Source organism: Kineococcus indalonis (genome assembly GCF_009906395.1).
GTDB lineage: Bacteria > Actinomycetota > Actinomycetes > Actinomycetales > Kineococcaceae > Kineococcus > Kineococcus indalonis.
The window spans coordinates 1-2,098 of sequence record NZ_JAAALM010000627.1; the positions used below are offsets into that span (position 1 = coordinate 1).

The 2,098-nt window shown below is 80.3% G+C and carries 2 protein-coding genes; both read left to right on the plus strand.

The window, feature by feature from the left end:
- The coding region (locus tag GTR00_RS19695; protein WP_166613245.1) for a glycosyltransferase at positions 1-1,841 on the plus strand (1,841 nt) is incomplete at its 5' end.
- Positions 1,838-2,098, plus strand: a 261-nt coding sequence (locus tag GTR00_RS19700) for a DUF6541 family protein (RefSeq protein WP_205706248.1), incomplete at its 3' end; no start/stop codon positions are given. The genes GTR00_RS19695 and GTR00_RS19700, both read left to right, overlap by 4 nt.

The following is a 2,098-nucleotide window of genomic DNA, read 5'->3' on the forward strand; positions in this document are numbered from 1 at the left end:
TCGTCGTGGCGCACGAGCGGCGCGAGCTGCTGCTGGAGGCGCTGGCGGCGCTGGCCGCGCAGACCCGCCGCCCCGACGCGGTCGTCGTGGTGGACAACGCCTCCACCGACGGCACGTCCGCCGCGGTGGCCGCCTTCGCCGCCGGGCCCGGGGCGGACCTGCGCGTGGACGCGGTGCGCCTGGAGCGCAACACCGGCGGCGCCGGCGGGTTCGCCGCCGGCCTGGCGCGCGCCCTGCGCCGGCACGGCGCGGACCTGGTGTGGCTCATGGACGACGACACCGTCCCGCGCCCGGGCGCGCTGGCTGCGGCGCTGGCCGCGCGCGAGCGCACCGGCGCCGTGCTCGTGGCCAGCCGCGTCGTGTGGAGCGACGGGCGCGACCACCCGATGAACACCCCCCGCCCGCGCCCGGGCGCCTCGCGCGCCGAGCGCGCCGCGGCGGCGGCGGCCGGCTGCGTGCCGGTCCGCTCCGCCTCGTTCGTGGCGGTGCTCGTGGAGGCCGCGGCGGTGCGCGCCTCGGGGCTGCCGCGCGCGGCGTTCTTCCTGTGGAACGACGACTTCGAGTTCACCACCCGGCTGCTGCGCCGCGCGCGCGGCGTGTACGCCCCCGCCAGCGTGGTGGAGCACCGCACCCGCGCCTTCGGCGGCACCGACGCCGACCCCGGCGAGCGCTTCCGCTTCGAGGTGCGCAACAAGGCGTGGCTGTTCACCCGGTACCGCACCCTGGGCCCGGGCGAGGCGGTGCTGTACGGCGGGGCGACGCTGCTGCGCTGGGGCCGGACGGTGCGCCGCTCCTCCGCGCGCGGCGTGCTGGCGCGCGGGCTGGTGCGCGGGCTGGCCGAGGCGGTGCGCGCGCCGGCGGCGACCACCGACGTGCTGGCCGGCCTGGGGCCGGTGAGCGAGGACGTCGCCGCCGTCGAGTCCGCCGCCGGGTCCGCCGGCGCGCCGGGGCCGGTCGCGCCGGCCGCGCCGCTGCCGGCCGGGCAGCTGCCGCCGTTCTCGGTGCTGCTGCCGGTGTGGGCCGCCGACGACGCCGCCCAGGTGCGCCGCGCGGTGCGCAGCGTCACCGCCGACCAGGTGCTGCGCCCCGACGAGGTCGTCGTGGTGCGCGACGGGCCGGTGCCCGCGCAGCTCCAGGCGCTGCTGGGCGAGCTGGCCGCCTCCGGCGCTGCCGGCGTGCCGGTGCGCCTGGTGCCGCTGGAGCGCAACGTCGGCCTGGCCCGCGCCCTGGAGGCGGGCCTGGCCGCGTGCCGGCACGACGTGGTGGCCCGCATGGACGCCGACGACGTCAGCCTGCCCGAGCGCTTCGCCCGCCAGCTGCCCCTGGTGGCCGCCGGCGCCGACCTCGTCGGCACCGGCCTGTGGGAGATCGGCGCCGACGAGGACGACGTGGTGGGCCGGCGCACCCCGCCCACGGGGGCGCGCATCGCCGGCTACGCCCGCTTCCACGACCCCTTCAACCACCCCACGGTGGTCTACCGCCGCTCGGCGGTGGCGGCAGCCGGCGGCTACCGCGACCTGCCGCTGATGGAGGACTACTGGCTGTTCGCGCGCATGATCGCGGCGGGGGCGCGCTGCGAGAACCTGCCCGAGCCGCTGGTGAAGTACCGCGTCGGCGCCGACGCCGCGGCCGGCTCCTACGCCCGCCGCGGGGGCCTGCGGCTGTGGCGCTCGGAGCTGGCCCTGCAGCGGCACCTGCGCGCGGAGGGCTTCACCACGCCCGCGCAGGCCGTGCGCAACGTCGTGGTGCGCGGCGGCTACCGCTTCGTGCCGGCGCGGGTGCGCACCGCCGCCTACCGCCGCTTCATCGCCCGCTCCCGCCCGGAGCAGCTGCCCCGGTGAGCGCGGCGACCACGGCGACCCCGGGGGAGTGGGCCGCCGCCCTGCCGGTGCTGGCGCTCGTGGTCGCGGTGCTCGTGCTGCCCGGTCTGCTGGTGGGGTGGGCGCTGCGCCTGCGCGGGGTGCTGCTGGTGGCCGCGGCCCCGGCGCTGACGCTGGCCGTGCTGGGCGCCACCTCGCTGGCCGCGCCGGTCGCGGGGGTGCGCTGGGGCCCGGTGCCGGTGGCGGCGGCCACCGCCCGGCCCTGCCCCGCCCCCCGG